This window comes from Micromonospora sp. NPDC049891 (assembly GCF_040660295.1).
Classification (GTDB): domain Bacteria; phylum Actinomycetota; class Actinomycetes; order Mycobacteriales; family Micromonosporaceae; genus Micromonospora.
In genome coordinates this window covers 230,005-256,382 of the sequence record NZ_JBFAML010000008.1, presented here as the reverse complement: position 1 = coordinate 256,382, position 26,378 = coordinate 230,005, and the positions used below count along the sequence as shown (strand labels likewise).

Here is a 26,378-nt window from a genome sequence, read left to right as displayed (position 1 = left end):
GCTGTTGTGTTTATCCAACTCAGCCTTCCTCCCCCATCCGCGCGGATCCTGACGAAAACTTCTTGATCAACGCAGTCGTCCCGGGGGGTGGGGGTGGGGGTGGGGTTAGAGGGCTAGGCGGATGGCGGCGGTCAGGACCAGTTGGGCCAGGGCGGCGGGGACCAGGACGAGCCAGCAGAGGCGTTGGAGCTGGTCCTCGCGGAGGCGGGGGTAGGAGACCCGGAGCCAGATGATCACGAAGCTGACCGCGGCGACCTTCAGCAGGGTCCAGAGCCAGCCGAGTTGCGCATCGGCGAACGGGCCCTGCCAGCCGCCGAGGAACAGCACTGTGGTGAGCGCGGCGATCACCACGATGCCGACGTACTCGGCCAGCAGCAGGAACGCGAAGCGCAGGCCGGTGTACTCGGTCAGATAGCCGAAGACCAGTTCCGAGTCGGCAACCGGCATGTCGAAGGGCGGCCGGCGGATCTCAGCCAGACCGGCCACGAAGAAGATCACCATCGCCGGTGCCTGCCAGAGCAGCCACCACGGCTGCCACGCCTCGACGATGCCGGAGAGGCTGAGCGTCCCGGCGGCCATCGCCACCGACGCGGCCGCCAACACCAGCGGCAGCTCGTAGCCGAGCAGCTGGGCCGCACCACGCAGCCCGCCGAGCAGGCTGTACTTGTTGGCCGACGCCCAGGCCGACATGAGCACGGCCAGCACGCCCACACCGACCACCGCGAGTACGAAGAAGAGCCCGACGTCGAGTGGCTGCCCGACCAGGTCGTTCGGACCGAGCGGGATCACCAGCAGGGCCAGCAGGTACGGCACCAGCGCCACCGCCGGAGCCAGCCGGAACACCGGCCGGTCGGCCGCGCGCGGAGTGACGTCCTCCTTCTGGACGAACTTCACCCCGTCGGCGATCAGCTGCGCCCAGCCGTGGAACCCGCCCGCGTACATCGGGCCGAGCCGGCCCTGCATGTGCGCCATCACCTTGTGCTCCGCCTGCCCCACCAGCAGCGGCAGGACGAGGAAGGCGGCCAGCACCCCGCCGATCCGGACAACCAGTTCCAGCCAGAGCGGCATCAGGCCCTACCTCCGTCATCCGGTGCCGGACCCCCCTCGGCTGCGGGACCATCCTCAGGTGCCGGGCCGCCCGTCGATGCCGACCCGCCACGAGCGTCGGCCGCTGGACCGCCCGCACGCTTCGGATCATGCTCGGGCACCGGACCGTCGTGGGTCCCGGGCGCCGGACCGCCGGCCGAAGTCGGACCGCCTGGGGCCTCCGGTGTCGGACCGCCGGTGGCCTCCGATGTCGGACCGCCGGGGGCGGGACGGGCCGGTTCCCGGGCGGAGCCGGCATCCCGGGGGGTACGCGGCCCGCGGGCACCCGGTGCCGGACGGGCCGGGCGCTCCCGGGCGGGGCGGGCCGGGGTGCCGCCGCGCGGGCCCTCCCCCACCCCACCGGCACCGGCGGGGGTCGGCACGACTCCCCACTCGCCCGGCGCGGGCACACCCGGGGGCCGGATCGGGCGGCGTCCACCGCCGGCCTCCGACTCACCCGGTTCCTTCGCACCCGGCCAGGGCTTCGCCACCCGCGAGGCCAGTACGAACTCCTTGCGCAGCGGATGCCCCTCGAACTCCGGTGGCAGCAGCAGCGGGCGCAGGTCGGCGTGCCCGGCGAAGTCGATGCCGAACATCTCGTGGGTTTCCCGCTCGTGCCAGGCGGCCCCCGGATAGACCGCCACCACGGATTCGACAGTCGGGGTCTCGCGGGGCACCCGGGCGCGCAGCAGCACACCGTGCCGGTGCGAGGTGGACCAGAGGTGGGCCACCACGTCGAAGCCGTCGGTCAGCTCGTCGACGGCCGACAGCCAGTCGAAGTAGTCGCAGGCCAGCTCGGCGTCGTCGCGGGCGGCCAGCAGTGCGGCCCGCCAGGCGTGCGGGGGTACGTCGACGGTGGCCCGGGAATGAACCTGACCGCCGGAGACCGTCGCGGTGGCCTCGACGGGCGCGAGCAGCGCGACGAGCCGCTGGCCGACCTCTTCCGGTGTCATGCCGCTGATCCTAGGCCCTGGGGCCGGAGTCCTCGGTCGAGCCGAGGCGGAGCCGGGCGGCCGCCGCAGCCCGGCCCGGTGCACGCGGGCGGGTGACTCCTGCGAGCTTCGGCGGTGCCGGCGGTGAGCGGCCACCAGGATGGACCCGTGCGCGCTGTGACCGTCATCCCCGGAGTACCAGGCTCGCTGCGGCTGCTCGACGACTACCCGGAACCGGCCCCCGAGGAGGGACCGATCCTGGTGGAGGCGCTCTCGGTGGGCGTCTGCGGAACCGACATCGAGATCATCGAGGGACACTACGGCGAGGCACCGCCCGGCACCGACCACCTGGTGCTCGGTCACGAGTCACTGGGCCGGGTGCTGGAGGATCCGACCGGCACCCGGCAACCCGGCGATCTGGTCGCCGGCATCGTCCGGCACCCCGATCCGATGCCCTGCCCGAACTGCGCGGTGGGCGAGTGGGACATGTGCCGCAACGGCATGTTCACCGAGCACGGCATCAAGGCGCTGCCGGGCTTCGCCCGTGAGCGGTGGCGGTTGCAGCCCCGCTTCGCCGTGGGACTCGATCCGTCGCTGATCGAGGTGGGCATGCTGCTCGAACCGGCAAGTGTGATGGTCAAGGCGTGGGACCACGTCGACCGGATCGGCCTGCGGGCGGAGTGGCAGCCGCGCACGGCCCTGATCACCGGTGCCGGGCCGATCGGCCTGCTCGCCGCGCTGCTGGCCAGCCAGCGGGGCCTCTCCGTGCACGTGCTCGACCTGGCCACCGAGGGCCCGAAGCCGGCGCTTGCCGGCGCGCTCGGGGCGACGTACCACTCCGGAACGCTCACTCAGCTGGACCTCGAACCGGACGTCATCGTCGAGTGCACCGGCGCGCCGGTGGTGGTCCTGGAGGCGATGTGCAAGGTCGGTCCCAACGGGATCGTCTGCCTGGCCGGTGTGTCCAGCGGCGGCCGGACGATCGACTTCGACGCGGGTGCGCTGAACCGGACCCTCGTCCTGGAGAACAACGTCGTCTTCGGCTCGGTGAACGCCAACCGGCGGCACTGGGAGGGCGCCGCGGAGGCACTGTCCAAGGCCGACCCGGCCTGGCTCGCTTCGCTCATCACCCGCCGGGTGCCGTTGGCCGGGTACGCCGCCGCCTATTCACCGGGACCGCAGGACATCAAGGTGGTCCTCGACTTCGACACCTGAGCCGGCTGGCCGGGGATGGTCAGATGCCGGGGAGCCGGCCGTTGCGGAACAGGTCGACGAAGAGCTGGTGATCATGCCGGGCACGCACCCCGTACGTGTGGGCGAAGTCGACCAGGTGCCCGACGAAGCCGGCGGTGTCCGCGTCGACGGCGGCGACGATGGCCTCCTCGGTCGAGTAGTCGACCAGGTCGTGGCTGGATTCGTCGTCGGCCACCGAGTGCATCCGGGCGACCGCCCTACCGAGGTCGGCGAGCACCCCGGCCAGTTCCTCCGGCTCGTTGACGTCCGCCCAGTCGAGGTCGGCCGCGTACGGGGACACCTCGGCGACGAGTTGGCCGACGCCGTCGAGTTCGGTGAAGCCCACCCACGGGTCGGCGTGTGCCTGTAGGGCCCGTTGGGACTCGGCGGTGCGGTGCCCCTGGTGCCGGAAGTAGCCGCGGACCCGCTCGTCGTCGATGTACCGCGCCACCGCCGGCACCTGGGCCTGCTTCATGTAGATCAGGACGTCGTTCTCCAACGCCTGGGTGTGCCCCTCCAGCAGGAGGTTGTACGACGGCAGTCCGGCCGAGCCGATGCCCACCCCCTTGCGCAGCACCACGTCCTTGATCTGCGCGGCGAGCGGCCGGGCCTGGGTCGTGATGGCCGGCAACGTCTCCAGGTACGCCTCGAACGCCGCGCACACCCGCGCTCGCACGTCACCGTCGATCTCGTAGACCCCGTCACCGACGGAGAAGCGCCGCTCGTAGTTGTCGATGGTGGTCTGTCCGTGCAGCAGGTCGACCCGGGTGTTCAGCCGGGCCTGCTGGAGCACCCGGCGGAGCACGCCGTCGGCGTTGTCCAGGGTGATCGAGCCGATGGCGTCGTCCCCGCCGGCGGCGATGGCGCGCAGCTCGACCAGGTACGCGTTCGCGAAGCAGGTGACCAGCTCGCTGATGACCCGGTCGGAGAGCGCCTTGGTGTAGCCGATCAACGCCACGCTGGCGACGAACCGCCGCAGGTCCCAGGTGAACGGACCGACGTACGCCTCGTCGAAGTCGTTGACGTTGAAGACGAGCTGGCCGGAGCCGTTCATGTAGGTGCCGAAGTTCTCCGCGTGCAGGTCACCGTGGATCCACACCCGGCTGGTCTGCCCGTCCAGGAAACGGTCGTCGGCGAAGTCGCCACGCTGGTCGGCGTAGAAGAGGCTGGCACTGCCCCGGTAGAAGGCGAACGGCGAGGCGGCCATCTTGCGGAACTTGCGCCGGAAGGCGGCCGGGTCGAGCGCCATCAGGGCGCCGAACTCCTCGGTCAGCACCTTGACGATGAAGGCGGAACGCTGCTCCGCGACGTCGGTCATGGCCGTACGCTAGCGAAGCCCCACCACCGTGACGGCCAGCCGAGCGACCGGTCTCGTCCGGCCGACCGGACGGCCGCCGCACACGGGCGGGCACCCGCGTCAGGGATTCGGCGGACGCACCGGCGGTGCGGTCAGGGAGGCGACGGAGCGGGCCGGTGTGCCGTCGCTCGGCGGCGCGTCGACCGGCGCCGCGAGCGGGTCCGGGCGGGGCACGCCGCCGATGCCGGACTGCTCGGCGGCGATCTTCTCCTGGAGGCGGAGGATGCCGTGCAGCAGCGCCTCCGGCCGGGGCGGGCAGCCGGGCACGTAGACATCGACCGGGATGAGCTGGTCGACGCCCTTGGTCACCGAGTACGAGTCCCAGTACGGACCGCCGCAGTTGGAGCAGGCACCGAACGAGATCACGTACTTGGGCTCGGGCATCTGGTCGTAGAGCCGCTTGATCGCCGGGGCCATCTTGTCGGTGACGGTGCCGGAGACCACCATCAGGTCGGCCTGCCGGGGTCCGTGCGCGAACGGGATCACGCCGAGTCGCATGAAGTCGTGGCGGGACATGCTTGTCGCGATGAACTCGATGGCGCAGCAGGCCAGGCCGAAGTTGAAGACCCAGAGCGAGTAGCGCCGACCCCAGTTGAGCACGAACCGGATCGGCTCACCGAGCACCGCAGGCAGCTGCACGACCGCTCCCCCTCCCGTCCCCGACAGTCAACCACAGCGCCCCGAGGTGGGCGGTCGCCGCTACCCGCTGGTCACCGCCACCGGCCACCACCGCCATGCGGTCGCCGCCGCCAGACAGGTCACCGCCGCCGGGCGGTGGGAGCCAGCAGGCGGTGGGAGCCAGCAGGCGGTGGGAGCCAGCAGGTGGTGGGCGCTACCAGGCTGGGCGTTGCAGCAGGCTGACGAACTCGACAAGCAGCCGCTCACGCAGCGCCGGTGGCGCGGCGTCGAGCAGCGTGTTGACCGGGGCCATCCGTTCCGGCAGCCCGCCGCCCGGGCCGAGCCCGAGGCCGGCGGCGAGTCCGGCGACCAGGTCGCCGGTGAGCGCCTCCGGTGCCAACGTGCCGGCCAGGGCCCGCAGCTCCGGCGGCAACCCCACCGGACCTGCCGCGCGGGCGGCGGAGACCGCGTCGGCCAGGTCGGGGCCGAACTCGGCCGCGCGGGGGGCCACCGCGGCGGTCACCGTCAGGTGCACGCTGGCCGGCAGGCCGGCGTACGACAGTTGTGGCTGGGTGTGCCAGCCCCGCACGGCCAACTCGTCGACAAGCACGAACAGGTCCGGCCCGTCGTCGGTGGCGGTGAGGCAGACCACTGTCGACTCCGGCTCGGCGACCAGCCGCAGCCCGTCGGTGCCGCGTACCGCGTCGGCAAGCGTGCGCACCGCCACCCAGGTCCGGCGGGTCAGCTCCAGGTAGCCGTCGTCGCCGAGGTGCCGCAGGGTGGCGTACGCGGCGGCGATCGGCCCACCGGAGCGGGTGGAGGAGATCACCGGGTTGATCATGGTGTACCCGGGCCAGTCGGCGTACGCGAAGTACTGCGGGGCGCGTAGCTGTGGATCGCGGTGCAGCAGCACCGACACGCCCTTCGGGGCGTACGCGTACTTGTGCAGGTCCACCGAGATCGACGTGACCCCGGGCACGGCGAGGTCGAACGGGGGCACCGGTGTGCCGAGGCGGCGCAGGTACGGCAGCGTCCAGCCACCGAAGCAGGCGTCCACGTGGCAGCGCACCCCGGCGGCGGCGGCCACCTCGGCGATCTGCTCGACCGGGTCCACGACGCCGTGTGCGTACGAGGGTGCCGAGCAGGCCACCAGCACCGTCTCCGGCCGGACGGCGGCGGCCACGTCGGCGACCGTCGGGCGCAGGGTGGTCGGGTCGACAGGCACCGTGTCGAGGTCCACCCGCAGGTAGTGGGCCGCCTTGGCGAATGCGGCATGGGCGCTGGCCGGTACCACGATCCGGGGTGCCGCGATGTCCGGCCGGGCGTCCCGGGCGGTCTTCACGGCCAGGATGAGTGACTCGGTGCCGCCGCTGGTGACGCTGCCGACCACGTCCGGAGCGCTGGTGCCCGGCCCGCCGCCGAGCAGCCGCGCCGCCGCCGCGACAAGCGTGTTCTCCATTGCCAGCAGCGACGGGAAGGCGGTCGGGTCGAGCCCGTTGACGTGGGCGCTCTCGGCGTACGCGGCGGCGGCGAGCGCGTCCAGCCCGGGCACCGCCGAGTCGTACACGTACGCGAACAGCCGCCCGCCGTGCGTCGGCCGGTCCATCGCTCGCAGTTCGCGGATCTCCGCCAGCACCTGCTCCGCCGGCATCCCGTCCGACCGGTTCTCGTCGATCATGGAGTTGTGGCGCCCTTTCCGTGGTCTTCAGTGGCTTTTGTTCCGGCCACAACTGCATGATCGGCGGTGGCTGGAGGCGGGGTGAGGGCGGAGAGGCGGGCGGGGGTCAGGTCGTAGGGGCGCAGCAGCAGGGTCGCCAGGCCGATCAGGAGGGCGGGGAGGACCGTGAAGCCGAGCAGCACGCCGAGGCGCGCGGTGTCGGACTGGGTGGCGGCGGTGCCTGTGGTGGAGGAGACGTAGCCGGTGAGGGCGAGCACCAGCCCGTAGATACCGGGGCCGAGGGCCAGCCCGAAGGTTTCCCCGGCCGTCCACACTCCGGTGAAGACGCCAGCCTGTCGACGCCCGGTACGCGCGGTGTCGTACCCGATGCAGTCCGGGAGCATGGCCAGCGCGAACACCTGCTGCCCGGCGTACCCGACGCCGAGCGCCGCGACAAGCAGGTAGACCACGGTGGTCGGCAGCACCGGCGCGGCGACCAACGCCAGTCCGCCGGCCGACAGGATCAGCGACGCCGCCACCAGGGCGGCGAGCTTGCCCACCCGGGCACCCACCCGGGACCAGAGCGGCATCACCACGAGCGCCGGGCCGACGAAGCAGACGAACAGCACCGTCGGACCGGTCGTCGAGTCCCGCAGCACGTGGTCGGCGAAGTACTGGACTCCGGCGAGGATGGTGGCCACCCCGGCGGACTGCACCACGAAGCAGAGCAGCAGCGCCCGGAAGGGCCGGTTGCGGGCCGCGACGGCGAGCTGGGCGCGCAGGCTCGGCTCGCTCTCGCCGACCGCGCCCTGCGGGGCCGACCGGGTGCCGAGGAAGGCGCCGACCGCGCCGAGCGCGATCAGGGCGGCCACGAAGACACCCATCCACCGGTGCCCGGGAACACCCCCGCCGGCCGCGTCGCGCACCAGCGGGGCCACCGCACCGGCGACCAGGATGGCCAGTGCCAGCACCGCGATCCGCCAGGTCATCATCCGGGTACGTTCGGCGTAGTCGCTGGTCAGCTCGGCCGGCATGGCCACGTACGGCACCTGGAAGAAGGCGAACGCGGTAGCGGTGGCCAGGAAGGCGACGGCGACGTACGCCCCGGACGCCGGACCGGCACCGAACGGCGCGGCGAAGATGGCCCCGAAGAGTACGGCCAGTGCCAGCCCACCGAAGAGCAGATAGGGGCGGCGGGCACCCCAACGCGACCGGGTGCGGTCGGAGATCCGCCCGGCCACCGGGTTGACCAGCACGTCCCAGGCCTTCGGCAGCAGCACCAGCAGGGCGGCCACGCCGGCGGCCACACCTAGCGTGTCGGTGAGATACGGCAACAACAGCAGGCCCGGCACGGTGCCGAAGGCCCCCGTCGCCAGCGAGCCGAGCGCGTAGCCGGCATGCACGCCTCTGGGCAGCGTGCCCGGCGCGGCCGGGGTCGTGCCGGGCAGAACCGAAGCGGAAGTCGTAGCCGCCGAGCCGGAGGTGGACGCGGGCGAGTCAGGCACGGAGGCGGCCGAAACCGAGGCGGTCGCCGTGGGTGCCGAGCCGGACGTCGTCGCCGGCGGGTCGAGCGCGGAGGCGGACGAAGCGGGGAGCGGCAGGCCGGGGACGGGCTGTCCGGGGGTGGGAGGTGGGCCGGAGCCACCCGGCGGCGCGGTCATGGGGCCGAATGTTACTCACGTTATGGCAGGGGTCACATCCCCTGCCCGGGCCACCACGTGGCCGACCGCATGTCCACTCCGGTACCGCGCAGCGGCGTCCCCTCGGCGAGCCACCGCGCCCGCGCCTCGCGGGCCAGCCGGGGCGGCAGCCCTCCGGCCGCGTTCACCACCCGGTGCCACGGCACCCCACCACCGTGACGCGCCATGATCGCCCCGACCAGCCGCGCCGACGCCCGCCCGGAGCGCTCGGCCAACGCGTCGGCCAACGCCCCGTACGACATCACCCGGCCGGGCGGGATCCGGTCGACCAGTTCCAGTACCGCCTCGACGTACTCGTCAGGTGTCACAAGCGGCCAGACTATGGGAACGGCGGCGGGCCACGCCGCGACGACAGCGCAGAATGGGCGGGTGCGCGACGCAGTCACGGCGGCCCGACGGGTCGTTGTCAAGATCGGGTCCTCCTCGTTGACCACCGCCAGCGGCGGGCTGGACGACGGGCGGGTCGACGCGTTGGTCGACGCCCTCGGTCGGCGGGGCGCCGACGGGCGCGAGGTGGTGCTGGTCTCCTCCGGCGCGATCGCCGCCGGCCTCGCCCCGCTCGGCCTGCCCCGGCGACCGCGCGACCTGGCCACCCAGCAGGCCGCCGCCAGCGTCGGTCAGGGCCTGCTGATCGGCCGGTACGCCGCCGCCTTCGCCCGGCACGGCCGCACCGTGGGCCAGGTGCTGCTCACCGTCGACGACGTGACCCGGCGGGCCCACTACCGCAACGCGTACCGCACCCTGCGCAAGCTGCTCGACCTGCGGGCGGTGCCGATCGTCAACGAGAACGACACGGTCGCCACCGAGGAGATCCGGTTCGGCGACAACGACCGGCTGGCCGCGCTCGTCGCCGCGCTCGTCGACGCCGACCTGCTGGTGCTCCTCTCCGACGTCGACGCGCTCTGGACCGGCGACCCGACCCGACCCGGCTCCCACCGCGTCGCCGAGGTACGCGACGAGGCGGACCTGGTCGGTCTCGAGATCGGCGGCAGCGGCCGCGCGGGAGTCGGCACCGGCGGCATGGTGACGAAGGTCGAGGCGGCCCGGATCGCCACCGGCTTCGGCATCCCGGTGGTACTCACCTCCGCCACCCAGGCGGTCGCCGCGCTGGCCGGGGAGCCGGTCGGCACCTTCTTCCATCCCAGTCTCCGGCGACCCGCCGCCCGACTGTTCTGGCTCGCCCACGCCACCTCGCCCCGGGGCCGGCTGCACCTCGACCCCGGGGCGGTCGCCGCCGTGGTGGGCCGGCGAAAGTCGCTGCTACCGGCCGGGATCACCGCCGTCGACGGTGCGTTCACCGCCGGCGACCCGGTCGACCTCGTCGACACCTCCGGCGCACCGGTGGCCCGGGGGCTTGTCAACTACGACGCGATCGAGCTGCCCGGCCTGCTCGGGCGGTCCACCGCCGACCTCGCCGCGGCGCTCGGCCCGGCGTACGAACGAGAGGTCGTCCATCGGGACGACCTGGTGCTGCTGTGAATCGCCCCGACCAGGGCCGACATCTGAGGAGTGGGACATGAGCGTGAGCGAGCAGGCCCGCCGGGCGCGAACTGCGGCGGAGACGCTTGCCGTCGCGACGCGTACCGCCAAGGACGCCGCGCTGCACGCGATGGCCGACGCGCTTGTGGCGCGTACGCCGGAGATCCTGGCCGCGAACGGCGCGGACCTGGCGGCCGGGCGCGACGCCGGGCTGAGCGCGGCCGTGCTGGACCGGCTCGCCCTCGACGAGGGGCGGGTGGCCGGCATCGCCGACGCGCTGCGCCAGATGGCCGCGCTGCCCGACCCGGTGGGCGAGGTGGTCCGCGGTTCGACCCTGCCCAACGGGCTGGAGCTGCGGCAGGTCCGGGTGCCGTTCGGCGTGGTCGGCATCATCTACGAAGGTCGGCCCAACGTGACGGTGGACGCCGCCGGGATCTGCCTGAAGGCCGGCAACGCGGCCCTGCTGCGCGGCTCCTCCTCGGCCGCGCACTCCAACGCCGCACTTGTCGCCGTACTGCGCGACGCGATCGGCGAGGCCGGCCTGCCGGCGGACGCGGTGCAGCTGGTCGATGCCAGCACCCGCGACTCGGTCAAGGAGCTGATGCGGGCCCGGGGCCTGGTCGACGTGCTGATCCCGCGCGGCGGCGCGTCGCTGATCCGCACCGTGGTCGAAGAGTCGACAGTGCCGGTGATCGAGACCGGGGTGGGCAACTGCCACGTCTACGTCGACGCCGCCGCCGACCTGTCGATGGCGGTCGCGATCACCCTGAACGCGAAGACGCAGCGGCTGTCCACCTGCAACACCGCCGAGTCGCTGCTGGTGCACGCCGACGTCGCCGACGCCTTCCTGCCGGCGGTGCTTGCCGCGTTCGCCGAGGCCGGGGTGACGGTGCACGGCGACGCGCGGGTCGCGGCACACTCCGACGCGGTGGTGCCGGCGACCGACGAGGACTTCGGCACCGAGTACCTGGCCGCGGAGATCTCCGCCGCCGTCGTCGACTCGCTGGACGCGGCGGTCGCGCACATCCGGCGGTACGGCAGCGGCCACACCGAGGCGATCGTCACCGATTCGCAGTCGGCCGCCCGGGAGTTCGTGGCGCGGGTCGACGCGGCGGCCGTGATGGTCAACGCCTCGACCCGGTTCACCGACGGCGGCGAGTTCGGCTTCGGTGCCGAGATCGGCATCTCCACCCAGAAGCTGCACGCCCGCGGCCCGATGGGCCTGCCCGAACTGACAAGCACCAAGTACGTGGTCACCGGCACCGGCCACCTCCGCCCCTGACCCGCGCCGCCCCTGACCCGCGTTGATCATGAGGTTGACGGCAGGGAAAGCGCTTCCCGGCACCGCTAACCTCATGATCGACGCACCTGGGCGGGCGGGGTGGGGTTAGCGGAAGGCGCGGATGACGGCGAGGGTGGCGTGTACGTCGAACTGGTGGCCGTCGTCGCTGCTCCAGCCGCCGTCGCTGCGCTGCGTCTCGGTGAGCCGGCGGCGGGCCGCCACAAGCGTCCACTCCTGATGGTCGACGCCGACCCGGCGCAGCGTCACGGCGAGCCAGGCGGCGTCGGCTGCTGACGCCTGCGGCAGCCGCTCCGCCAGCACCGCCTTGATCTGCGCCGACTCGTAGAACATCTGCTGCCGGTGCAGGACCGCCGCGCTGAGCCAACCGGCGGCCAGGAAGGACGGCCAACTACCGTCGGGGCGCAGTTGGGCGGCGATCGCCTGGCTGGCGCCGTACACCACACCGGCGTACGCCCCGCCGACCCGGTGGTCCAACGGCCCGGCCGCTCGCGCGTCCAGGCCCGCCACGGTGAGCCAGAAGGCGGCGTTGGCGGTCAGGTACAGCCGTGCCTCCGGGTCACCCGGACGGGCCCACTCGGGCGCGGAGTCCGCGAGCGCCTGGTCCTCTTCCCAACAGCCGTCACGTTGCTGGCCGGCGGCGAGCCAGTCCAGCGCCCGACGGGCGCTCGGGCGGCCCAACGCACCGAGGTCGTCCAGTTCCGCGAGGCGGAAACAGGTCGCGTCGACCGAGGCGACCTCCTCACCCCAGGACGCCGGCCACCCGCCGCCAAGCGTCTGCCCGACCTCGGCGCTGTCGAGCACCTCGGGCGGTGGCTGCGTGCCGGTGCGCAACCAGGACAGGCGGGCACGCTCCACCGCGTCCCCGTGAGCCACCACGAACCCGATCGCGGCGTCGATGTCGACCACGGCGGCCACGCTACCGGCGCAAACGTGATCTCGCCTCAGGAGGACGGATAGGTGAGATCCGACCGACGGCAGGGTGGCGGCGAGAGGCCCCTCCCCCATCGAGATGGTGGAGGGGCCTCTCGGCTGTGGATCAGTACGCGGGCAGCGAGGGATCGATCTGCTTGATCCAGGAGAGCACTCCGCCCTGCACGTGCACGGCGTCGCGGAAGCCGGCCGCCTTCAACGCGGCCAACGCCTCGGCGGAGCGGACACCGGACTTGCAGTGCAGCACGATCTGCCGGTCCTGCGGGAGCTTGGACAGCGCCTCACCGGAGAGGATCTCGCCCTTGGGGATCAGGGTGGCGCCGGGGATGCGCACGATCTCGTACTCGGCCGGCTCCCGGACGTCGACCAGGAAGATGTCCTTGCCGGCGTCCTGCCACTCCTTCAGCTCGGCCGCGGTGATCGTCGCGTCGACCACCGCTTCCTGGGCCTCCACCGACACCGCGCCGCAGAAGTCCTCGTAGTCCTCCATCAGGTCGGTGAGCGTCGGGTTCTCGCCGCAGAGCACGCAGTTCGGATCCTTGCGGACCTTGATCTTCCGGTAGCTCATCTCCAGGGCGTCGTAGACCATCAGCCGGCCGACCAGCGGCTCGCCGATGCCGGCGAGCAGTTTGATCGCCTCGTTGACCTGGATCGAGCCGATCGAGGCGCAGAGCACGCCGAGCACCCCGCCCTCGGCGCAGGAGGGCACCATGCCCGGCGGCGGCGGCTCCGGGTAGAGGCAGCGGTAGCAGGGGCCGTGCTCGGCCCAGAACACCGAGGCCTGACCGTCGAACCGGTAGATCGACCCCCAGACGTACGGCTTGCCGAGCAGCACGGCCGCGTCGTTGACCATGTACCGGGTGGCGAAGTTGTCCGTGCCGTCGACGATCAGGTCGTACTGGGCGAAGATCTCGCGGACGTTCTCCCGATCCAGCGCGGTGTTGTGGATCTCGACGTTCACCAGCGGATTGATCTCGCGGATGCTCGCGGCGGCCGATTCGGCCTTCGAGCGGCCGATGTCGGAGACGCCGTGGATGATCTGCCGCTGGAGGTTGGACTCGTCGACGGTGTCGAAGTCGATGATCCCCAGGGTGCCGACCCCGGCGGCGGCCAGGTACATCAGTGCGGGAGAACCGAGACCACCGGCGCCGACACAGAGCACCCGGGCGTTCTTCAGCCGCTTCTGCCCGGTGACCCCGACGTCGGGGATGATCAGGTGGCGCGAGTAGCGGCGGATCTCGTCAACGGTCAGCTCGGCGGCGGGTTCGACGAGCGGGGGCAGCGACACGGTGGACTCCCCGGGATCGATGTGGCGGACAACCGGGCCATTGTCGCTCGCCGACGCGCCCATCGACCATGAGCAGGGACACGTCGCCCGTTATGCGGGAGCGGGAATACCCGACGGGCGGGTAGCGCTCGCCGCCGTCGTGGTCAGCCGATCAACTCGCCGGCGTGCCGGCGCCCGTCGAGGATCGGCCAGGCGTTCGGCAGGCAGCCGTCCAGGCCGTACGTCTGCTGCTGCATGACCGGTGCCGGGTCCCCCGGTGCCGGACACGCCTCGTGCCCCTCCCCGAATTCGTGCCCGACCTCATGGTTGATCACGTACGCCCGGTAGACCTCCAGCGGTGCGCCGTAGTCCGGCACCGCCTCCAACCAGCGGGCCAGGTTGATGATGACCTGCCCGGGCAGCCGGCACGAGGTGTAGCCCTCCGTACTCAGTCCTCCCTCGGCGCACATCGCCTCCGAGGTGAGCGGGGTGGCCAGATAGATGGTGAAGTCGGCGGATTCGGCCTCGGCGACCCGCTGCACGCGCAGTTCCCCCGTGCCGATCCAGCTACGCGGGTCGGCCAGCACCCCGTCGACCTCGGCGGCGAAGGTGGCCGGATCCTGGCCGGTGTCCTGTTCGACGGCGACCCGGTAGCGGGCCACCGGACCCCCCTCGCCGCGCACCGGTGAGTGGTCACCGGCCACCGTGAAGCTGCCGGCGCCCACCCAGGGGTACCTGCTCGGCCCGGCCCGCTCGTCGCCTCCCGCTCCGTACGCGATCCGGTTGCCGAAGCCCTGGTCCGGCTCGGCCACCCGCTGACCGGCCCGAACCAGCAGCATCGCTGTGGTGGCGGCCAGCACCAGCACCATGCCCAGGGTCACCGCCACCCGGTGCGGTACCACCGGCCGGGGCTGGCGATCTCCTGGTTCCGGGTGGTGGCCCGAACCACCAAATCCGCGCCAAAGGGGTGAAGAGGGCATGGCCTCATCGTCGCACCCTATTCCGGCACATCACTGCATTTTGATCGGCCGGGTGCCGCTCAGAGGGGCGGGCCCGCGTACCGCCGACCGTCCAGGTACGGCCACGGATTCGCGACGCACCCCTTGAGGAAGAGCGTCTGCTGCATCATCACCGGAGCCGGCTCGCCCCGGCCCGGGCAGCGCTCGTGCCGGTTGCCCAACTCGTGCCCGACCTCGTGATTGATCACGTACGTCCGGTAGAGCGAGAGCGGCACGTCGGCCTCGACGAAGTGCGGCACCGAAAGCCGCCATCGGTCCAGGTTGATGATCACTTTCCCCGGCGCCCGGCAGGAGGTGTACGGCCGGCCACCGATCCGGATGTCGACACCCCCGGCGGCGCACATCCGGGCCGCCGTCCCGGCCGTGGCCAGGTAGACCGTGAAGTCGTACCGGGCGGCACCCTCGACCTGCCGTAACCGCAGCCGACCGCTGTCCACCCAGCTGCCCGGGCCGGTAAGCGCCGTCCGCACCGCCAGGGCGAACTCGCCCGCGTCCGCACCGGAGCCGGACTCCACAGCCACCCGGTAGCGCCGGATGGCACCGGCCGTACCCAGCACCGGACCGGTCCGGTCGTCATACCCGAACCGGCCCGGGCCGGTCGACGGGATCGAGCCCGGCTCCTGCAGGACGGGTGCCTCAGGCGACGGGGACACGTCCACCGGCGACGGCGTCGGCGACTCCACGGGTGCCAGGGACGGCGGGGCGACAACGGGTGCGGAGGCCACCGGGGTGACCTCATCGGCCGCTCCCGAGCCCATGCCGGTGCCACCGGCCACCATCGCCACCGCGGCACCGACGGCAGCCACCAGCACCGCCGCCCGGATCAGCGCGCCCGGCCCGGTGCGTCCGCGCCGGCCCTCGCCCCCGGCAGGGTCCGTTGCCCGATCGCGGCGGGGGGACCTCTGCGGGATGGCGTGACGGCCAGCGGGACGAGCCGAACGACGACGGCTACCAGGGCTGTGCACCCGGTCATCCTGCCAGGTCGGCCCGCCGCGCGGATGCCCCCGCCTCGGCGAGCAGCCCCAGCACGGCCCGGGCCACCAGGCGCGGCACCTCCAGTTGGGCCACATGACCAACCCCGTTGATCATCAAGAGTCGGCTGTCCGGGATGACCCGCGCGGCCTGCGGTGCCACCCGCACGTCGACCAGCCGGTCCTGCCGTCCCCCGATGACCAGCGACGGTGCACGCACCGAACCGGCCATCCGCCACAGCGAGCCCGACCCGGGCAGGTACGACCGCACGAAGCTGGAAACCAGACCCCGGAAGGTACGGACGTACGCCGCCGCGTAGTGCGCCGCCTCGTAGCGGACGCGGATCTCCTCCAGCGCCTCGCGCCGACGCTGGTCGCTGATCCGGCTGAGATCGGCCACGCACGCCTCCATCACCTGCTGTGCCATCACCTCCGGCGCCAGTTGGGCCAGCCGCCAGGCGGCCACCCGTTCGCCCCGGGGGATCGCCAGCAGCGGCAGCATCCGGCCCTGCAACGACCGGCGGAAGTCGAGAAACGGCAGGGCGGGTGACACCAGGGTCAGCGTCCGGACCAGATCCGGCCGGAGGGCGGCCACCCGTACCGAGATCGCGCCGCCCAGCGAGTTGCCGAACAGGTGCACCGGCCCGCGGTCGGAGTACTCGATCCAGCGGATCACCCGCTCCGCGAAGACCGGCACGGTGTACCGCCGGCCGGGCTCACTCCGACCGAAGCCGGGCAGGTCGATCGCCTGACCGTCCAGCCGGTCGGCGAGCAGCCCCGCCAGGTCGGTCCAGTTCTGCGACGAGCCGCCCAGACCGTGCACGTACAGGGCCGGTTCGGCGTCCGGGCTGGTGGCCGGCGTCTCCCGGACGTAGGTGACAGCCCCGTCGAATCGCACCTCGCGCCCCGGCCAGGGCGGCGGAACCGAGTGGGCGGGCAGCAACCGTTCGGGCCAGAGGGTGGCGGGCTTCACCGTTCCAGTCTGCCTGGAACGGCTCACGCCAGCAGCGCCTCCAGCCGACGATTGACCGCGGCCAGGGTCGCCCGCACCACCGCCTGCCGGGGATCACCGGCCACCAGGGCGGAACCGGCCAACTGCTCGACCCACCCGTCGCAGACCAGCAGCACCACGACGGTGGCCACCTCACAGTTACCGAAGGGCACCACCGCCGCGTGCTCCACGAAGCACCGTCCACGTTCGGCCGTGGGGCCGGCGGCGTAGAGCAGCTCGTCGATCGCCGCCGCCGCCGCGACACCGCACAGCCGCAGCACGAACCCGTCGACCGCCGGCCCGGTGGCGTACCCCGAGGCGTTCTGGTCGCCCGCCACCAGCCGGACCTCGACGTTGGCGTCGAGCCCGAACGTGCTGACCTGGACGTGGTCGAGCACCACCCGGGGGCCCGGCACCCCACCGGTGTCCAGCGGTCGCGACGGCGCGGACTCGGTGGTGGTGAGTTGCCCGCCGGAGTAGGAGGCGCCGAGGGTGGCCGGACTGCCCAGGGCACCCGGGTCGTCCACGACCGCCCGGCCCCGGTTCGGGGCCGGTGCCTGCCGGCGTCGTCGGGTGGTCTCCGGCACGGTCTCCGGCCGACTCGGCGGAGTCTCCGTCCGGGTGCCGCCCGGGCGCGCGGACGGGCGCCGAGGCTCGGCGACCGGACGCGTCTCACCCGCCTCGCTCCGGCTCTCCGCGGAGCGTCGGCGCACCGGCACGGCGGGGACTCCGGGCAGGCCGCGCGGTGCTGCGGCCAACCCCATCCGCTCCTGCAACAACCGGGCGACCTGTCGGCTCACCTCGGCCGGGTCGGCCCCGTCGGCGAGGTCGAGGCGCAGGCTGTGGGCACCGGCGGGGGTACGCCGCAGGGCCGCGTCGCGGACGCCCTCGACTCCTCGGACGGCGGCGAGGATCGCGCTGACGTCGAAGCCCTCCGGCCGGTCCCGCAGCGGGGCCGGCTCGTCGTCACGGCGGAGATGAGTGGCGATCCGGGCGAGTTCCGGGGTTTCGGCGGGTGGCTCCACAGCTGGCGGCTCCGGCACGACGGGCACGTCCGGTTCGGCGGGGACGCGCTGCGGCAACACCGCCGTGGTGCTGTCCCCCGAACGGTCGCCGGCCGGCTCGGTCGGCGGGACCGGATCGGGCGCGGACCGGCGTGCCGCGTAGGGGGCTGCACCCGTCGGGACGGGCGCAGAGGGGGTGCGCTCGCGGCGGCCAGGCTCGCCTGCGACCTGGTCGGTCGCGGCCACCCCGGCGGTCGGGTCCGGCGGGGCGGGAGCCGGGGCGGGCGCGGGTGTCGGCTCGTCCGGAACCGGCCGCAGCCGGAACGGTCGATACCCGGGAGGGTCGGAGGCCGACCGGGCCTCGGTGACCGGTGGATTCGGGCCGGGCTGGGGTGTCTCCCGCCGGCTCGACGCGTCAGGCTGCGGTGCGCTGGTGGTGGGGGTGGTTGGCCGGCTGCTGGCCGGTGGGGCGCTTGTCGGATCGACGGCACCGGACGGCGCGCCGGCCGGTGGGGAACTGGCCGGATGCAGCGCCCACGGTAGGCGCTCGTCGGCCGGCTGGCCACCGGAGCGGTTGCCCCACGGCGGGGCCTCCTCGTTCCGCGTGCCCCAGGGCGGTCCCTCGTTCGCCGGCGCACCGCTGACCGGCGGCAACGCCCAGGACGGACGCTCCTCGGCCGGGGGCACCTCGGGCGCACGTGCCCACGACGGACGCGGCTGGGCCGCAGCGGTGCTGGTCGGACCGCCGCTGACCGGGGGCGACGCCCAGGACGGACGTTCCTCGGCCGGGGACAGGTCGGCCGAGCGCGCCCAGGAGGGGCGCTGCGGGGTTGGGGACGCGCCGGCCGGATCGACGGCGGTCGGCTGGTCTGCCGGGTCGGGCGCGCTGGATGGCTGCCCTTCCGAGGCGGGTTCGCCGTTTCTGCGAGGTTCGTACGGGCGGGGCCGCTCGGCGCGCACCGGCTCGTACGGGCGGGTCGGCTCGGCACGTACCGGCTCGTACGGACGGTTGGGCTCGCTGGCCCAGTTCCCGGCCGGCAGCTCACGGGACCGACGGTCGGCGGAGTCGCTCCCGTCGCGCGCCCACGGCGGCGCCCAGTCGCTGGCCGGGCCGGGCTGAGCCCAGCTGGGCCGGTCCGCGTCACCGGCGGGCTGATCGACGGGCGACCAGCCGGTGGGCTGGTCGCTGCCGCCCGACGCGGCCGACCAGCGGGCGGGCTGGTCGGTGCCGGCCGCCGCAGAAGGGTCGGTCGGCCCGCCGGTCTGATCGGCGGCCGGCGCCATCGGCCAGGGCTCGCCGGCCGGCTCCGGTGGGAACCCGTCGTCCCACCCGTGCTGCCGGCCACCCGCCGGGCCCTCCCCGGACCGTTCGGCGGTTGGCGCGTGCAGGCCGGGTGGCATCTCGAAACCGGAGGCGGCGGTGCCGACGGGCGGCACCTGCATGGCCGGGGGTGACGACGTCGGCAGACCCGCGACGGAGGTGACCGGATGCTCGCCGGACGGGACCGGGCGGGGCGCCGGTACGACGAGCCGGTCCTTGCCCGGGTCCTGGCCCGGCCCGCGCAGGCCGGGCGGCGCACTCACCGGGGCGTGCCGGCCGGCGGGCGACTGGTCCGCGACGGGCGTGCCGTTCGCCTGGTGGCCATTGACGTGGTTGCCGTTGACCCGGGCCGGCCGCTCGGGCTCCGCCTGCTCACCGACGGGAGCGGGTAGGTCGGCGTGACGTGACGAGGCGGTGGCCCAACCGGACGGAGGCTCGGGGCGGGGCCTGGTCGTCCCGGGACCCGGCACGGCCTCCGGACCCCACGACCAGTCGACCGGTGGTGGGGCCCACCCGTTGCCGGAACGGGCCAGGTCATCGCGCTGACCCGTCCCGTCGCCGTGCTCTCCCGGGGTGGCGGCACCGGGTTGCCCTGTTTCACTCACCGCGCGCTCCTTGGTCGCCCCCGCTGAGGCTACCGTGTGGCGACAGTGGCGATAAGTTACAGCGGCGGGCCAATTCCGCGAGGGGCCGAGGGGCCCCGACCGGTTCGGGTGAAATGCCGGCCCGTACGACAACCTCGGAGGTTCCCATGACCGCTGTGGGGAACGGCGCCCAGACCGCCGGCCGACCCACGCGCCTGCCCCGTTCGGCGCGCCGCAAGCAGCTACTCGCCGCTGCTCAGGAGGTGTTCGTCGCGCAGGGCTACCACGCCGCGGCCATGGACGACATCGCCGAGCGGGCCGGGGTTTCCAAGCCGGTGCTGTACCAGCACTTCCCCGGCAAGATGGAGCTTTATCTCGCGCTGCTCGACACGCACTGTGACGCGATCGTCGCGAAGGTGCACGACGCCATGGCGAGCACCACCGACAACAAGGAGCGGGTGAGCGCGTCGGTGCGGGCGTACTTCGACTTCGTCGACCACGAGAGCGAGGCCTTCCGGCTGGTCTTCGAGTCGGATCTGCGTAACGAGCCGGCCGTGCGGCAGCGGGTGGAGCGGGTCGAGCAGGGCTGCATCGCGGCGATCACCGACACGATCATCTCCGACACCGGGGTCAGTCGGGCGCACGCCGAGCTGCTCGCCTCGGGCCTGGTGGGCGCGGCCGAGACCGCCGCGCAGTTCTGGCTGGCCGGTGGCCGCCAGGTACCCAAGGCCGAGGCCGAGGCGTTGGTCGCGGCGCTGTCCTGGCGGGGCATCGCCAGCTTCCCGCTGCAAGGTGAGTCAGCCTGAACTTCGACCTTGTGATCGGATAGCCTTCGCAGGGCGGCCATTTCGCCCGATGGAGGAGGCACAGTGGAGGTCAAGATCGGCGTGCAGTACGCGCCGCGCGAGCTGGTCCTGGAGAGCGCACAGTCGCCGGCCGAGATCGAGCGGATCGTGACCGACGCCGTCGCCAGGGGCGAGGGCACTCTTTCCCTGACCGACGAGAAGGGGCGGCGGATCATCGTGCCGGTCGGCAAGGTCGCCTACGTCGAGATCGCCGAGGCGTCGCCGCGGGCTGTCGGTTTCACCGTCCGCTGACGGATGGCGGGACCCCGGTAGGACCGGCGGTCCCGCTCAGTTGTTGAGCCCGGCGGCGGCCATCCGCGCGGTGTGCGCGGCGGTCAGCCGCCGGAACAATTCCGCCACGTCGACCTGACCGCTTGCGGCGATCAGCGCGGTGAGCGCACCGTGGTCGGCTGCGGCTACCCGGCCCGCCTGGGACAGCGCCTCGCCGACCAGACGTCGAGCCCACATCGACAGCCGCCCCGCCACTTTCGGATCGGCCTCGATGGCGATCCGGATCTCGGCGGCGGCGAACTCCGCGTACCGGGACTCGTGCAGCACGTCGAGGACGAGTTGGCGGTCGGGCTCCTCCAGCGCGACGGCGATCTCCCGAAGAAAGTCGTCGGTGATCGCATCGCCGACGTACGCCTTGGTCACCGCTTCCGCCCAGTCGCGGGGCTCGGTCGAGTCGTGGTAGGCCTGCACCGGTGTGAGGTACGCCGCCATCGCGTCGTCCGGCAGCACACCGAGCGCGGTGAGCCGGTCGGCCACCCGCCGGTAGTTGGTGATCTCGGCGGCGGCCATCTCGCTCAGGGCGGCCCGGCGGCGCAGGTCGGGAGCGAGCCGGGCGTCGGCCGCCATCCGGTCGAAGGCGAGCAGCTCACCGAGGGCCACCAGACCGAGCAGGTCGGTGACAGCGTGGCCGGGTGGGGTGGGGGCGGACACCTGCGCAGGCTACCGTCCGACCCCGGCGCCGGCGGGCCCGCGCGAAACCGACCCAGACCCGATCCGGTGTGATACAGGTCACATACAAACCTTTGCGTCGCCGCTTGCCGCTGCGGAATCGGGACGCTGTTTGGCCCGTTCAGGTAGCATGGAGGAGTTGCCGTACGTGCCGATCCCGGCCGGAGTCAACTCCGATCCGGTTGAAGTCGACCCACGGCGCGCGTGCGGCCCGGTCCGCTCGGCTTTCTGCCGCCGACCGTGTGGCCCGCGTCATACCGAACGCGCCCTGAGGACATGACGGGGCGCACCCACGAGAGGGCACCCCCAAATCCACATGAGTGAGCCGATTCAAGACCTCACCGAGGGCCAGGAACTGGCCCCGACCGCCCCGGTCCGACCGGAGGCACCGACATTCGCCGAGCTCGGCGCCCGCGCCGAGACCGTCGACGCGCTGGCCGCGGCCGGCATCACCCGCGCCTTCGCCATCCAGGAGTACGCGCTACCGATCGCGCTGCGTGGGGCCGACCTGATCGGGCAGGCCCCGACCGGCACCGGCAAGACCCTGGGCTTCGGCGTACCGCTGCTGGAGCGGGTCTTCGCACCGGACGAGGGCGGCGACGGGTTGCCGCAGGCGCTTGTCGTCGTGCCGACCCGCGAGCTGGGCATCCAGGTGGCCAAGGACATCGCCGCCGCCAGCCGCACCCGTGGCGTACGCGTGCTGCCGATCTACGGTGGCGTCGCGTACGAACCGCAGATCGACGCGCTGCGCAAGGGCGTGGAGATCCTCGTCGGCACGCCGGGCCGCCTGCTGGACCTCGCCAAGCAGAAGCACCTGCGCCTGCACGGGGTACGCGCGCTGGTCCTGGACGAGGCCGACCGGATGCTCGACCTCGGCTTCCTCGACGACGTCGAGCGGATCCTGGCGATGCTGCCGGAGGACCGGCAGACCATGCTCTTCTCCGCGACCATGCCGGACCCGATCGTGACGCTGTCCCGGCGCTTCCTGCGCCACCCGATCACGATCCACGCCGGGCACACCGCCGAGACCGGCCCCTCGCCGCAGACCGAGCAACTCGTCTACCGCACCCACTCGATGAACAAGATCGAGATCGTGGCCCGGATCCTCCAGGCCGAGAGCCGTGGCCTGACCATCATCTTCACCCGGACCAAGCGGGCCGCCGACCGGGTCGCCGAGGACCTGGACTTCCGGGGCTTCGCGGTCGCGGCGGTGCACGGCGACCTCGGGCAGGGTGCCCGCGAGCGGGCCCTGCGGGCCTTCCGGGCCGGAAAGATCGACACTCTGGTCGCCACCGACGTGGCGGCCCGGGGCATCGACGTCAGCGGCGTCACCCACGTGATCAACTACGACTGCCCGGAAGACCAGGACACCTACACCCACCGGATCGGCCGGACCGGTCGGGCCGGCGCGAGCGGCGTCGCGGTGACCTTCGTCGACTGGGACGACATGCCCCGCTGGCGGATCATCGACAAGACGCTCGGACTGGACATGCCCGAGCCTCCGGAGACCTACCACACCTCGCCGCACCTCTACACCGACCTGCACATCTCCACCGAGATCACCGGCACCCTGCCGACCGCCGAGCGCACCCGCGCCGGGTTGGCCGCCGAGGTCGAGGAGGACCTGGGCGGCGGCCGCCCCCGGCGGGGTGAGCCGCGCGGCACCCGCCGCCGTGGTCGCAGCGAGGGCGGCCGTGGTGAGGGTGGTCGCAGTGAGGGCGGCCGTGGCGACGGTGGCCGTGGACGCGGCGACAGCGGTCGCCGGCAGGACGGTGCCGACACCACGCCGACCGACGCCGCCGGAAGCGACGCCGAGGAAGGCACCCGTACCCCCCGACGTCGCCGGCGTCGCCGGACCGGCGAGGCGGTGGCGGGCGCCGAGACCGCCCCGACGGCCGTCGACGACACCCCCGCCGAAGCGGGCACCGGTCGCGGCGAGGACGCCGCCGGTGAGGCCGCTCCGCGCCCACGCCGCCGCCGTCGCCGCCGTGGTGCCGCCTCCGGCACCGGTACGCCGGCCGAAGCCACCACCGACTGACGTCGTACCGCCCGAGGCGGCGGCGAGCGGCCAGTGCCACTGGACCGACCCGTCGCCGCCCGGGCGGTACTTCCTTGTCCGGCCCCTTTGCTCTGCTTCACTCCACGCACCGGCTTCGAGTCGGAACCGGTGCGTCGGTTGAAGCAGAGCTGACGGGCGGCAGCGCGGGCGGCGGGCCGTTGCCGCCTGCCGGCTGACGATGCCGCCCAGTCCCCGAAAGATGGAGCGATGCCCGAACCACTGGACTCCGCCCTGGCCGAGGTCCGCTCGATGCTGCTCGGACCGGCCCTCACCCGGGCCGTGGCGGCCGGACGACGACGCGGCCAGCGTCCCTCGATGATCCGGGCCGAGCTGCGACCGGTCGCCCTCAAGGCCGGTCAGCGGCTGCAGATCTCCACCTCCGACGGGGCCCGGCCACACACCCGGAACCTGAGCCCCGGGCCGGAGGCGGACGCGGCAGTGGAGGCGCTGCTGGCCGAGCCGTTCGGCAACTGGCACGTGGAGACCGCCGACGCCACCCTGCAACTGCGGGTCACCAAGTCGGGCGAGGCCCAGGTGCACCGCACCGCGGCGACCCGGCCGGCCGCGCCGACCGCAGCCTCCGGGCACGACCGGGCCAAGGAGTACCTGCTCGACCCGGGCGATCCGCTGTTCGCCGCGATCGGTGGCTCGGCGGCCAAGCGGCGACAGGTGGACGCGTTCCTACGGGCACTTGCCGCCACCCTCCCCGACGGGCTGGCCGGGCAGTTGGACCGCCCGCTACGGGTGGTGGACCTCGGTTGCGGCAACGCGTACCTCACCTTCGCCGCGTACCGCTATCTGTCCCGCTCCGGCCTCGACGTCGAGCTGGTGGGCGTGGACGTGCGCGACGATCAGCGCCGCCGCAACACCGAACTGGCCGAGCGGCTGGGCTGGGCCGACCGGGTGCGTTTCGTCGCCGGCACGATCGCCGACGCGGCCGTCGAACCGCCGCCCGACCTGGTGCTCGCGCTGCACGCCTGCGACACCGCCACCGACGAGGCGCTGGCCCGGGCGGTGGGCTGGCACGCCCGCTGGGTGCTCGCCGCACCGTGCTGCCACCACGACGTCGCGGCGCAGCTGCGTAGCCGGCCGGCTCCGGCGCCGTACGACCTGCTCACCCGGCAGGGCATCCTGCGGGAGCGCTTCGCGGACGTCCTCACCGACTCGCTGCGCGCCGGGCTGCTGCGGCTGCACGGTTACCGGGCCGAGGTGGTCGAGTTCGTCGACTCCACACACACCCCACGGAACCTGCTCATCCGGGCCCGACGCACCGGAGCCGACCCGACCGCCGCCCAGCGCGCGGAGTACCGGGAACTGGTCGCCCAGTGGCAGCTCACGCCCCGGCTGGAGACTCTGCTGACGCAGTTGCCACCGGCTGTGTGACGGATTCGCGTCCCGCCACCGGAATCGTCTGGTCGATCAGTCAATTGCCCAGCGCCGTTCCCGTACTACTCTCGAAGAGCGCACCGTCGGGTGCCGGTCGGGAGGGAAGACCCACCGGATGGGTTCGGCAGAGGTTTCGCCGCAGATGGCCTTCGCGCGTTTCGTGCGCCGTGCCATCGACGACGCCCGCGAGGAGCGCGGCTGGACTGTCACCGACCTGGCCGCCCACACCGGCGTCGGTCGTTCGACGGTCTTCCGCTGGCTCGCCGGTGACTGGCAGGACTACCCCGAACTGGCAAAGGTCCGCGGCTTCTGCGCCGCGCTCGATCTGCCGGTCGCGGCAGCCTTCCGGGCGCTCGGTCTGCCCGACGCGGGCCCCGCCTCGTGGCGACGCGGCGACGACGGCCCGGTGGAGGCCGACGTGCGGGTGATCCTGCAACGGTTGGCGGATCCGGCGGTGCCGGCGGAGGAGAAGCACCACATCCGCGACCTGCTGCGCTACCTCGCCCGGCGGCCGATCCGCCGGCCCGCGGATTCCACCGCCACACCGATGCGCCGGACGGCGGGCTGACCCGCCAGGCCCCGCGTCGACACGCGGCGGGCCGGGGACTTCCACACAGGGCCTAAGGCACCGACACCGTGAACTCCGCGGTGCGTACCTCTCCCCCGGTCGCGAAGTCCAGGTAGAGGCGGTACCGCCCGGGCCCCGGGGTGGTGAGCCAGAACCGGATCGTCCCGTCGACCAGCTCGGCCTCCGGATGCACGTGCAGGTAGCCGAGGTCGCCCTCGCGCAGCGCGACGAGGTGGCCGTACGCACCGAGGTAGCGCTCCAGCGCCGGGGCCGCCCCGTCCGCGCCGGTGATCCGGAAGCTGACCGGCACGGTGAGGCCGGGCTGGGGAGCACCCTGGTAGTCGACGGTGAACCCGTCGACGGCGGTCGTGGTCGCCGGGGTGGGCAGGTCACGGGGCGTGTAGTCGCCGGGCGCGACCAGGTCCACCCCGAGCGTCGTCGCCGTCTGCCGGCCGTCGTCGGCGAGGGCTGTGAAGTCGGCGTACGCGCGCCAGATGCCGGACGACGGCAGCGTCAACGGCACCGACCAGGTGCCGTCCACCGCCATGGTCGGGTGCAGGTGCTGGTAACCGGACAGGTCCCGACGCACCACGATCACGTGCATCGGCTTGTCGTGCACGACCGCGAACCGGGTGACCGTCCGACGCTGCCCGTCCCGGACCTGGAACCGCAGCTCACCGGCCCGACCGGCGGTGAACTCAGCGGTCAGCGGGGTCAGCGTGTAACCGTCGCGGCTGACCGCCAGGCCGCCGGCCTCGGCCGCCGCGTCCTGGTCGGTGCCGTGCGAGTGCGCGCCGAGGCCAGGGGCATGGGTGTGGTCGGCCAGCGCGCTGTCCGTCCCGCCCGCCGCCGTGGCGCCACCGCCACCGTTGATCCGCCCGAGCCCGAACCCGAGCAGCACCGCCAGCACGAGCCCACCGACCACCAGGGCCAGCCGCAGCGTGGCTCGATCCGGTACGGCCGAGGTCACCTCCGGGGCCTGGCCAGCCGGAGCCGCACCGGGGTCCTGCCCCGCCAACTGTCGCTCGGCGGTGCGCAGCGACCCGAGCGCGGGCGCGTCGGGTGCCTGGTCAGCCATGCGCCCACCGTACCGCCGCCACCTCGGCCA

At 73.2% G+C, this 26,378-nt stretch carries 21 protein-coding genes and 2 pseudogenes; 8 read left to right on the top strand and 15 right to left on the bottom strand.

Annotated elements, in window-relative coordinates:
* Positions 1 to 105: 105 nt before the first annotated feature.
* Together AB0I71_RS13730 and AB0I71_RS13725 are read right to left on the bottom strand one after the other, a co-directional pair.
* Positions 106 to 1,068 (bottom strand): complex I subunit 1 family protein, encoded by a 963-nt coding sequence (locus AB0I71_RS13730; RefSeq protein ID WP_357584260.1) that lies wholly within the window; start codon positions 1,066 to 1,068, stop codon positions 106 to 108.
* Positions 1,069 to 1,472: 404 nt separating this feature from the next.
* Positions 1,473 to 2,039: pseudogene (locus tag AB0I71_RS13725) on the bottom strand (NADH-quinone oxidoreductase subunit C); the annotation flags it as partial.
* Between the two features lie 147 nt (positions 2,040 to 2,186).
* On the opposite strand from AB0I71_RS13725, the gene AB0I71_RS13720 reads away from it, so the two are divergent.
* The gene (locus tag AB0I71_RS13720; protein WP_357584258.1) at positions 2,187 to 3,233 is read left to right on the top strand and encodes a glucose 1-dehydrogenase; all 1,047 of its coding nucleotides are present in this window, start codon (positions 2,187 to 2,189) and stop codon (positions 3,231 to 3,233) included.
* Between the two features lie 19 nt (positions 3,234 to 3,252).
* Here AB0I71_RS13720 and AB0I71_RS13715 read toward each other — a convergent pair whose 3' ends face one another.
* From AB0I71_RS13715 to AB0I71_RS13695, 5 genes are all read right to left on the bottom strand, one after another.
* Positions 3,253 to 4,569: a DUF2252 domain-containing protein gene (locus AB0I71_RS13715; protein ID WP_357584256.1), complete on the bottom strand. Its 1,317-nt coding sequence runs from the start codon at positions 4,567 to 4,569 to the stop codon at positions 3,253 to 3,255.
* A gap of 99 nt (positions 4,570 to 4,668) precedes the next feature.
* The gene (locus tag AB0I71_RS13710; protein WP_357584254.1) at positions 4,669 to 5,247 is read right to left on the bottom strand and encodes an NADH-quinone oxidoreductase subunit B family protein; all 579 of its coding nucleotides are present in this window, start codon (positions 5,245 to 5,247) and stop codon (positions 4,669 to 4,671) included.
* A 193-nt stretch (positions 5,248 to 5,440) separates the two neighbouring features.
* A complete protein-coding gene (locus AB0I71_RS13705) occupies positions 5,441 to 6,904 on the bottom strand; it encodes an aminotransferase class V-fold PLP-dependent enzyme (protein ID WP_357584252.1) in 1,464 nt (487 codons plus the stop codon).
* Positions 6,901 to 8,544, bottom strand: a complete 1,644-nt coding sequence (locus AB0I71_RS13700; protein WP_357584250.1) for an MFS transporter — start codon at positions 8,542 to 8,544, stop codon at positions 6,901 to 6,903. The genes AB0I71_RS13705 and AB0I71_RS13700 overlap by 4 nt, the downstream gene beginning before the upstream one ends.
* Positions 8,545 to 8,576: 32 nt before the next feature.
* The gene (locus tag AB0I71_RS13695) at positions 8,577 to 8,891 is read right to left on the bottom strand and encodes an MGMT family protein (protein ID WP_357584248.1); all 315 of its coding nucleotides are present in this window, start codon (positions 8,889 to 8,891) and stop codon (positions 8,577 to 8,579) included.
* A 61-nt stretch (positions 8,892 to 8,952) separates the two neighbouring features.
* Here AB0I71_RS13695 and proB point away from each other — a divergent pair, with 61 nt between their 5' ends.
* Positions 8,953 to 10,062 (top strand): glutamate 5-kinase, encoded by a 1,110-nt coding sequence (proB, locus tag AB0I71_RS13690; RefSeq protein ID WP_357584246.1) that lies wholly within the window; start codon positions 8,953 to 8,955, stop codon positions 10,060 to 10,062.
* Between the two features lie 37 nt (positions 10,063 to 10,099).
* A complete protein-coding gene (locus AB0I71_RS13685) occupies positions 10,100 to 11,344 on the top strand; it encodes a glutamate-5-semialdehyde dehydrogenase (RefSeq protein ID WP_357584244.1) in 1,245 nt (414 codons plus the stop codon).
* Positions 11,345 to 11,449: 105 nt separating this feature from the next.
* Here AB0I71_RS13685 and AB0I71_RS13680 read toward each other — a convergent pair whose 3' ends face one another.
* The 6 genes and pseudogenes from AB0I71_RS13680 to AB0I71_RS13655 form a co-directional block, all read right to left on the bottom strand.
* Positions 11,450 to 12,370 (bottom strand): prenyltransferase/squalene oxidase repeat-containing protein, encoded by a 921-nt coding sequence (locus AB0I71_RS13680; protein WP_357584242.1) that lies wholly within the window; start codon positions 12,368 to 12,370, stop codon positions 11,450 to 11,452.
* A gap of 31 nt (positions 12,371 to 12,401) precedes the next feature.
* A pseudogene (gene moeZ / locus AB0I71_RS13675) lies at positions 12,402 to 13,653 on the bottom strand (adenylyltransferase/sulfurtransferase MoeZ).
* Between the two features lie 73 nt (positions 13,654 to 13,726).
* Positions 13,727 to 14,464: a DUF3152 domain-containing protein gene (locus tag AB0I71_RS13670; RefSeq protein ID WP_357584240.1), complete on the bottom strand. Its 738-nt coding sequence runs from the start codon at positions 14,462 to 14,464 to the stop codon at positions 13,727 to 13,729.
* A 137-nt stretch (positions 14,465 to 14,601) separates the two neighbouring features.
* On the bottom strand, positions 14,602 to 15,387 hold the full coding sequence (locus tag AB0I71_RS13665) for a DUF3152 domain-containing protein (RefSeq protein WP_357584238.1): 786 nt from the start codon (positions 15,385 to 15,387) through the stop codon (positions 14,602 to 14,604).
* 163 nt (positions 15,388 to 15,550) lie between these two features.
* The gene (locus AB0I71_RS13660; protein WP_357584236.1) at positions 15,551 to 16,525 is read right to left on the bottom strand and encodes an alpha/beta hydrolase; all 975 of its coding nucleotides are present in this window, start codon (positions 16,523 to 16,525) and stop codon (positions 15,551 to 15,553) included.
* 23 nt (positions 16,526 to 16,548) lie between these two features.
* Positions 16,549 to 19,473 carry a hypothetical protein gene (locus AB0I71_RS13655; RefSeq protein ID WP_357584234.1) on the bottom strand — a complete coding sequence of 975 codons (2,925 nt, stop codon included), beginning with the start codon at positions 19,471 to 19,473 and terminating at the stop codon, positions 16,549 to 16,551.
* A gap of 146 nt (positions 19,474 to 19,619) precedes the next feature.
* On the opposite strand from AB0I71_RS13655, the gene AB0I71_RS13650 reads away from it, so the two are divergent.
* Both AB0I71_RS13650 and AB0I71_RS13645 read left to right on the top strand, forming a co-directional pair.
* Complete coding sequence (locus AB0I71_RS13650) at positions 19,620 to 20,258, top strand: TetR/AcrR family transcriptional regulator (protein WP_131302398.1); 639 nt, start codon at positions 19,620 to 19,622, stop codon at positions 20,256 to 20,258.
* A gap of 63 nt (positions 20,259 to 20,321) precedes the next feature.
* Positions 20,322 to 20,549: a DUF3107 domain-containing protein gene (locus AB0I71_RS13645; RefSeq protein ID WP_099849490.1), complete on the top strand. Its 228-nt coding sequence runs from the start codon at positions 20,322 to 20,324 to the stop codon at positions 20,547 to 20,549.
* Between the two features lie 36 nt (positions 20,550 to 20,585).
* Here the strand turns inward: AB0I71_RS13645 and AB0I71_RS13640 are convergent, their stop codons facing one another.
* A complete protein-coding gene (locus AB0I71_RS13640; protein WP_357584231.1) occupies positions 20,586 to 21,239 on the bottom strand; it encodes a ferritin-like fold-containing protein in 654 nt (217 codons plus the stop codon).
* A 334-nt stretch (positions 21,240 to 21,573) separates the two neighbouring features.
* Here AB0I71_RS13640 and AB0I71_RS13635 point away from each other — a divergent pair, with 334 nt between their 5' ends.
* The 3 genes from AB0I71_RS13635 to AB0I71_RS13625 all read left to right on the top strand — a co-directional run bounded on the left by AB0I71_RS13635 (position 21,574) and on the right by AB0I71_RS13625 (position 25,270).
* Entirely contained in the window at positions 21,574 to 23,295 is a 1,722-nt protein-coding gene (locus AB0I71_RS13635; RefSeq protein WP_357584229.1) for a DEAD/DEAH box helicase, read from the top strand.
* 228 nt (positions 23,296 to 23,523) lie between these two features.
* The gene (locus AB0I71_RS13630; protein ID WP_357584227.1) at positions 23,524 to 24,699 is read left to right on the top strand and encodes an SAM-dependent methyltransferase; all 1,176 of its coding nucleotides are present in this window, start codon (positions 23,524 to 23,526) and stop codon (positions 24,697 to 24,699) included.
* A 118-nt stretch (positions 24,700 to 24,817) separates the two neighbouring features.
* Positions 24,818 to 25,270, top strand: a complete 453-nt coding sequence (locus AB0I71_RS13625; protein WP_357584225.1) for a helix-turn-helix transcriptional regulator — start codon at positions 24,818 to 24,820, stop codon at positions 25,268 to 25,270.
* 52 nt (positions 25,271 to 25,322) lie between these two features.
* Here the strand turns inward: AB0I71_RS13625 and AB0I71_RS13620 are convergent, their stop codons facing one another.
* Entirely contained in the window at positions 25,323 to 26,348 is a 1,026-nt protein-coding gene (locus tag AB0I71_RS13620) for a hypothetical protein (protein ID WP_357584223.1), read from the bottom strand.
* Between the last annotated feature and the right edge of the window lie 30 nt (positions 26,349 to 26,378).

Coding starts and splice junctions, on each gene's coding strand:
- AB0I71_RS13685 (WP_357584244.1), top strand. CDS start 10,100: ATGAGCGTGAGCGAGCAGGCCCGCCGGGCGCGAACTGCGGCGGAGACG.
- AB0I71_RS13620 (WP_357584223.1), bottom strand. CDS start 26,348: ATGGCTGACCAGGCACCCGACGCGCCCGCGCTCGGGTCGCTGCGCACC.
- AB0I71_RS13705 (WP_357584252.1), bottom strand. CDS start 6,904: ATGATCGACGAGAACCGGTCGGACGGGATGCCGGCGGAGCAGGTGCTG.
- AB0I71_RS13625 (WP_357584225.1), top strand. CDS start 24,818: ATGGGTTCGGCAGAGGTTTCGCCGCAGATGGCCTTCGCGCGTTTCGTG.
- AB0I71_RS13630 (WP_357584227.1), top strand. CDS start 23,524: ATGCCCGAACCACTGGACTCCGCCCTGGCCGAGGTCCGCTCGATGCTG.
- AB0I71_RS13680 (WP_357584242.1), bottom strand. CDS start 12,370: ATGGGGGAGGGGCCTCTCGCCGCCACCCTGCCGTCGGTCGGATCTCAC.
- AB0I71_RS13635 (WP_357584229.1), top strand. CDS start 21,574: ATGAGTGAGCCGATTCAAGACCTCACCGAGGGCCAGGAACTGGCCCCG.
- AB0I71_RS13730 (WP_357584260.1), bottom strand. CDS start 1,068: ATGCCGCTCTGGCTGGAACTGGTTGTCCGGATCGGCGGGGTGCTGGCC.
- AB0I71_RS13650 (WP_131302398.1), top strand. CDS start 19,620: ATGACCGCTGTGGGGAACGGCGCCCAGACCGCCGGCCGACCCACGCGC.
- AB0I71_RS13700 (WP_357584250.1), bottom strand. CDS start 8,544: ATGACCGCGCCGCCGGGTGGCTCCGGCCCACCTCCCACCCCCGGACAG.
- AB0I71_RS13715 (WP_357584256.1), bottom strand. CDS start 4,569: ATGACCGACGTCGCGGAGCAGCGTTCCGCCTTCATCGTCAAGGTGCTG.